Origin of the sequence: Georgenia sp. 311, from assembly GCF_006151955.1 — a bacterium.
Lineage (GTDB): Bacteria > Actinomycetota > Actinomycetes > Actinomycetales > Actinomycetaceae > Oceanitalea > Oceanitalea wutianyii.
The window spans coordinates 1-5,657 of the sequence record NZ_VDFS01000059.1 but is presented as its reverse complement, the minus strand read 5'-3'; the positions used below and the strand labels follow the sequence as shown (position 1 = coordinate 5,657).

Annotated in this window: 4 protein-coding genes and 1 riboswitch; of the genes, 3 read left to right on the top strand and 1 reads right to left on the bottom strand. The window is 74.7% G+C overall.

The features are described 5' to 3' along the window. Positions 1 to 51 precede the first annotated feature (51 nt). Positions 52 to 744: an HAD hydrolase-like protein gene (locus FHE66_RS12430; RefSeq protein ID WP_255303730.1), complete on the bottom strand. Its 693-nt coding sequence runs from the start codon at positions 742 to 744 to the stop codon at positions 52 to 54. A 227-nt stretch (positions 745 to 971) separates the two neighbouring features. Further along, positions 972 to 1,067, top strand: a riboswitch (glycine riboswitch). An 18-nt stretch (positions 1,068 to 1,085) separates the two neighbouring features. Between FHE66_RS12430 and gcvP the strand changes: the two genes are divergently transcribed. The 3 genes from gcvP to gcvH are packed head-to-tail and all read left to right on the top strand — an operon-like array spanning position 1,086 to position 5,470. Continuing rightward, positions 1,086 to 3,947 (top strand): aminomethyl-transferring glycine dehydrogenase, encoded by a 2,862-nt coding sequence (gene gcvP / locus FHE66_RS12425; protein ID WP_139073278.1) that lies wholly within the window; start codon positions 1,086 to 1,088, stop codon positions 3,945 to 3,947. After that, positions 3,947 to 5,056, top strand: coding sequence for a glycine cleavage system aminomethyltransferase GcvT (gcvT, locus tag FHE66_RS12420; RefSeq protein ID WP_139073277.1), 1,110 nt, complete (start codon positions 3,947 to 3,949; stop codon positions 5,054 to 5,056). The genes gcvP and gcvT overlap by 1 nt, the downstream gene beginning before the upstream one ends. A gap of 27 nt (positions 5,057 to 5,083) precedes the next feature. After that, positions 5,084 to 5,470 (top strand): glycine cleavage system protein GcvH, encoded by a 387-nt coding sequence (gene gcvH, locus FHE66_RS12415; protein ID WP_139073276.1) that lies wholly within the window; start codon positions 5,084 to 5,086, stop codon positions 5,468 to 5,470. Positions 5,471 to 5,657 lie beyond the last annotated feature (187 nt).

Sequence of the window (5,657 nt, the reverse complement as noted above, 5' to 3'; positions counted from 1 at the left end):
CGACGAACCCCGCGCCCGGACCTCCGGGCGCGGGGTTCGCCGCGAGAGGGCTCAGGACAGGAGGAGGGCGAGGTCCGCGACGTCCTGCGCGACGGCGTGCGCGCCGTCCTCCTCACCGGGGCGGCCGTAGCCCCACCGGACGAGGACGGTCGGCAGGCCGTGCTCGCCCGCGCCGTCGACGTCGTGGTGGCGGTCGCCGACCATGACGGCGTGCGAGACGTCGACGCCGCGGGCGCGCAGCCCGGCGAGCGCGTCCTCGACGATGTCGGCCTTGCGGGCGCGCGACTCGTCGTCCGAGGCGCCGCACAGCACGGTGAAGTACCGGTCCAGGCCGGCGTCCTGGAGGATGACGACGGCGAGGGAGCGGCGCTTGGAGGTCGCCAGGGCGAGCGGCACGCCGCGCGCGTGCAGGTCGCGCACGAGGTCCGCCATCCCCGGGAAGACCGGGGCGTGGAGCATGCGCTCGTTGTAGCGGGCCCGGTAGTCGGCGACGACGGCGTCGAGCTGCTCCTCGGCCACGCCCGCGAGCGTGCGGAAGCCCTCCCGGATCGGCGGGCCGACGAAGCGCAGGAGCTCGGCGGGGGACTGCGCGGGGTAGCCGAACGCGGCGAGTGTCTCGGCGATCGAGGCGGTGATGGCCGGGCCGGAGTCGCTGATCGTGCCGTCGAGGTCGAGCAGCACGGCGCTCGGGCGCATCGGCTCGAGGGCGGGGGCGGTGAGGGCGGGGGAGCTGTGCGGCGTCACTCGTCGTCCTGGTGTCGGGGTCGGGGTCTGCCGTCCAGGGTCGCACCTTTCCGCCCGGCGGTGCGATGACGCCTGTCACGGCCGCTCGCCGCAGACGTCCGACTCGTCCGTTAGTGTGACCTGGACAACTCGATACGCCGCCAACGCGCGGCGGGAGAGTCCCGCCCCGGCGGGCGCCGAAGGAGCACGCCCTCCCGCCAATCTCTCAGGCCCCCCTACCGCCGCGATCAGGCAACTCTGGAAAGCAGCGCGACCTCTCGCGCTCACCGACGGTGCAAGCGACTCCTCGCGAAACTCTCAGGTCACGTGACAGAGCGGGACGGACATCCCCGAGGAGCCGCATGTCCACGACCCCCGTGCCCACCACCCGGGCCGCCGAGCACGCGTTCGCCGACCGCCACATCGGCCCGCGTCCCGCCGACACGCGCGCGATGCTCGACGCGCTCGGACACGCCGACTGGAGCCGGATCGTGGGGTCCGTCCCCGCGGGCATCCGCCACGAGCGCCCGCTCGAGCTGCCCCCCGCGCGCAGCGAGGCCGAGGTCCTCGCCCGGTTGCGCGAGCTCGCGGCCCGCAACGTCCAGCGCGTCCAGATGATCGGGCAGGGCTACTACGACACCCACACCCCGCAGGTCATCCAGCGCGGCGTCCTGGAGTCCCCGGCCTGGTACACCGCCTACACGCCCTACCAGCCGGAGATCTCCCAGGGCCGCCTCGAAGGGCTGCTCAACTTCCAGACCGCAGTCGCCGACCTCACCGGCCTGCCCGTCGCGAACGCCTCGCTGCTCGACGAGGCCACCGCCGTCGCCGAGGCCGTGCTCCTCATGCAGCGGGCGAACAAGGCCTCCACGGCCGCGACCGTCGTCCTGGACGCCGAGCTCCACCCGCAGACCCTCGCCGTCACCCGGGCGCGCGCCGAGGCGGTCGGCATCTCCGCCGTCGTCGCCGACCTCGACGGCGGCCTGCCGCACCTGCCGGACGGGCTCACCGGCCTCGTCCTCCAGCAGCCGGGGACCTCGGGCCGGCTGCGCGACCACGCCCCGCTCATCGCCCGGGCCAAGGAGCTCGGCGCGTTGGTCGCCGTCGCCGCCGACCTCCTCGCGCTCACGCTCATCACCCCGCCGGGGGAGCAGGGCGCCGACGTCGCCGTCGGCTCCGCCCAGCGCTTCGGCGTCCCGCTCTTCTTCGGTGGCCCGCACGCCGCGTTCATGGCGGTGCGCGCCGGCCTGGAGCGCCAGCTGCCCGGCCGGCTCGTCGGGGTGTCCAAGGACAACGCGGGACGCACGGCGCTGCGCCTGGCCCTCCAACCGCGCGAGCAGCACATCCGCCGGGAGAAGGCGACGAGCAACATCTGCACCGCCCAGGCGCTGCTCGCCGTCGTCGCCGGCATGTACGCCGTCCACCACGGGCCCGAGGGTCTGCGGGCGGTCGCCCGGCACGCCCATGGCGCCGCCCGCGCCCTCGCCCGCCGGCTCGCGGGCGGCGGTGTCGACGTCGTCCACGAGGACTTCTTCGACACGGTGACCGTCCGAGTGCCGGGCCGGGCCGCCGTCGTCGTCGCGGAGGCCGAGCGGCGCGGGGTCAACCTGCGGCTCGTGGACGCCGACCACGTCGGCGTCTCCTGCGACGAGACGACCACCCCCGACCACCTCGCCGCGGTGCTCGCCGCCTTCGGGGTCGACGGCGACCGGACCGCCGGTGGCTTCGAGATCCCCGCGGCCCTGCGCCGCACGAGCGACTTCCTCACTCACTCGACCTTCCACGCCCACCGCTCCGAGACGCAGATGATGCGCTACCTGCGGCGGCTCGCGGACCGTGACCTCGCGCTGGACCGGACGATGATCCCGCTCGGCTCGTGCACGATGAAGCTCAACGCGGCCACCGAGATGCGGGCGATGCTGTGGCCCGGGTTCGCCTCGATCCACCCCTTCGCGCCGGACCACCAGACGGCGGGCTGGCGCGAGCTCATCGCCGAGCTCGAGGCCTGGCTCGCCGAGGTCACCGGCTACGACCGCGTCTCCGTGCAGCCCAACGCCGGCTCCCAGGGCGAGCTCGCCGGCCTGCTCGCCATCCGCGGCTACCACCGCTCGCGCGGGGCGGCCGAGCGCACCGTGTGCCTCGTCCCCGCCTCCGCGCACGGTACGAACGCCGCCTCGGCGGTGCTCGCCGGGATGCGGGTGGTCACCGTGCGGACGGCGGAGGACGGCTCGATCGACCTCACCGACCTGCACACCAAGCTCGCCGAGCACGGCCCACGGCTCGCGGCGATCATGCTCACCTACCCCTCGACGCACGGCGTGTTCGACACCGAGGTGCGGGAGGTGTGCGACGCGGTCCACGCCGCCGGCGGCCAGGTGTACGTCGACGGCGCGAACCTCAACGCGCTCATCGGCCTCGCCCAGCCGGGGGAGTTCGGCGGGGACGTCTCACACCTCAACCTCCACAAGACCTTCTGCATCCCGCACGGCGGCGGCGGGCCCGGCGTGGGACCGGTCGCCGTGCGCGAGCACCTCGCTCCGTTCCTCCCCGGGGACGCCGCCGCCCCGGACGACGACGGCGGGCTCCCGGTCTCCGCGAGCCGCTACGGCTCGGCCGGGGTGCTCATGATCTCGTGGGCCTACATCGCCCTCATGGGCGCCGACGGGCTCGCCGCCGCCACCCGCAGCGCGCTGCTCGCCGCGAACTACGTCGCCCGCCGCCTCGACGCGTACTTCCCGGTGCTCTACACGGGCGCGGACGGCCTCGTCGCCCACGAGTGCATCCTCGACCTGCGCGACCTCACCAAGCGCTCGGGCGTCACCGCCGAGGACGTCGCCAAGCGGCTCATCGACTACGGCTTCCACGCCCCGACGCTCTCCTTCCCGGTGGCCGGCACGCTCATGGTCGAGCCGACCGAGAGCGAGGACCTCGCCGAGCTCGACCGGTTCGTCGAGGCGATGGCGTGCATCCACGGGGAGATCGAGCAGGTCCTCGACGGGCAGGTCGCGCTCGCCGAGAGCCCACTGCGCCTCGCCCCGCACCCCGCCGCGGACGTCGCCACCGACACCTGGGACCGTGCCTACAGCCGCGACCAGGCCGCCTTCCCGGTGCCCGGGCTGCGGCAGGACAAGTACTTCCCGCCGGTGAGCCGGATCGACAACGCCTACGGGGACCGCAACCTCATGTGCAGCTGCCCGCCCGCCGCGGCCTTCGAGGAGGCGTGATGGACCAGGTGACCGCGCTCCGCGAGGAGCACGAGGCGCTCGGCGCCCGGATGACGAGCTTCGCCGGGTGGCTCATGCCGCTGCACTACGGCTCCCAGCTGAGCGAGCACCGCGCCGTGCGCGAGGCCGCCGGGCTCTTCGACCTCAGCCACATGGGCACCGTGTGGGTGAGCGGGCCGCGGGCCGCGGCGCTGCTCGACCACGCCGTCGTCGGCTCGATCTCCACGCTCGAGGTCGGCCAGGCGAAGTACACGCTCCTGTGCACGCCCGAGGGCGGGATCGTCGACGACCTCATCGTCTACCGGGTGGGCCCCGAGCGGTTCCTCACCGTGCCGAACGCCGCGAACACCGCGGCCGTCGTCCAGGCGCTGCGCGAGCGCGGCGCGGGGCCGGACGCCGAGGTGCAGGACGCGACCGGCTCGACCACGCTGCTCGCCGTCCAGGGCCCACGCGCCGCCGAGATCCTCGCCGGGCTCGTCCCCGAGCCGCTCACGGACCTGCGCTACTACCGGGCCCGGACGACGACGGTGGCCGGCCACGAGGTGCTGCTCGCCCGCACCGGCTACACCGGCGAGGACGGGTTCGAGGTCCTCCTGCCCGCCGAGGAGGCCGTCGAGCTGTGGCGCACCCTGCTCTCCGTCGGCCGCGGGGCGGGCCTCGTGCCCGCCGGGCTCGCCGCCCGCGACTCCCTGCGCCTGGAGGCGGCGATGCCGCTGTACGGGCACGAGCTCGGCCTCGACGTCGACCCGTTCACCGCCGGCCTCGGCGGGGTGGTGGGACTGCGCCGCAAGACGGCCGACTTCGTCGGTCGCGCGGCTCTCGAGCGCCTCCGCGCCGCCCACGAGGTGCGCGAGCCGGGACGGCGGGTCCTCGTCGGCCTCGCCGGCTCGGGGCGCCGCGCCGCCCGCGAGGGCAGCGCCGTCCTCCGCGAGGGGCGGGAGGTCGGCGTCGTCACCTCCGGTCTGCCCAGCCCCACGCTCGGACACCCGATCGCGCTCGCCGTCCTCGACCCCGACGTCGCGGCGGTGGGCACCGAGGTGGAGGCCGACGTGCGCGGCTCGCGCGAGCCGTTCACCGTCGTCGAGCGTCCGTTCTACCGTCGTCCCTGAGCACGTCCCCGACCCCGAGGAGCACCTGTGGCCACCATCCGTCCCGACCTCAAGTACACCGCCGAGCACGAGTGGCTCGACGACTCCGACTCGCCGGTGCGCATCGGCATCACGACCGTGGCCACCGAGGCGCTCGGCGACATCGTCTACCTCGAACTGCCTGCCGTCGGCACGGAGGTGACGGCGGGGGAGACGTGCGGTGAGGTCGAGTCGACGAAGTCGGTCTCCGACCTGTACGCGCCGGTGACCGGGACGGTCGTCGAGGTTAACGAGGAGGCGGTCGAGGACCCCTCGCTCGTCAACCGCGAGCCCTTCGAGGGCGGCTGGCTCTTCGCCGTCGAGGTCACCGAGGAGGGCGCCCTGCTCTCGGCCGAGGAGTACGCCGAGACCGCCGGCGCCGACATCGCCGACTGACCCCGCGATCGCCCCACCCACCCCCGCGCCCCCCACCCCCGCGCCCACCCACCCACCCCAGCCCCCTCCCCGCGACAGCCGACTTCCGCGCGACAGCCGATTTCCGCGCGAGAGCCGACTTCCGCGCGAGAGCCGACTTCCGCGCGAGAGCCGACTTCCGCGCGAGAGCCGACTTCCGCGCGAGAGC

Coding starts and splice junctions, on each gene's coding strand:
- gcvP (WP_139073278.1), top strand. CDS start 1,086: ATGTCCACGACCCCCGTGCCCACCACCCGGGCCGCCGAGCACGCGTTC.
- gcvT (WP_139073277.1), top strand. CDS start 3,947: ATGGACCAGGTGACCGCGCTCCGCGAGGAGCACGAGGCGCTCGGCGCC.